This is a genomic window from Paenibacillus sp. MER 180 (genome assembly GCF_023713665.1).
Taxonomy (GTDB): domain Bacteria; phylum Bacillota; class Bacilli; order Paenibacillales; family Paenibacillaceae; genus Paenibacillus_B; species Paenibacillus_B suaedae.
Genome location: NZ_JAMAVT010000116.1, coordinates 1 through 255 on the forward strand (window position 1 = coordinate 1; position 255 = coordinate 255).

A 255-nucleotide genomic window follows, 5' to 3' on the forward strand; every position below is an offset into this window, starting at 1 on the left:
CCCTCATGCGAGGAAAATGCCTATCTGGTATTAGCTCACGTTTCCGTGGGTTATCCCAGTCTTATGGGCAGGTTACCTACGTGTTACTCACCCGTCCGCCGCTAACTATCAGGAGTGCAAGCACTCCTTCAAGTCCGCTCGACTTGCATGTATTAGGCACGCCGCCAGCGTTCGTCCTGAGCCAGGATCAAACTCTCCGTTAAAGTTAAGTTTGAACTGCTCATATCTTTTGACGAGGTATTGCTACCTCATTCA

The 255-nt window shown here is 49.8% G+C and carries 1 rRNA gene; it reads right to left on the bottom strand.

The annotated features are described in order from the left end of the window. A 16S ribosomal RNA gene (locus tag M3661_RS30115) occupies positions 1-203 on the bottom strand; the annotation flags it as partial. Positions 204-255 lie beyond the last annotated feature (52 nt).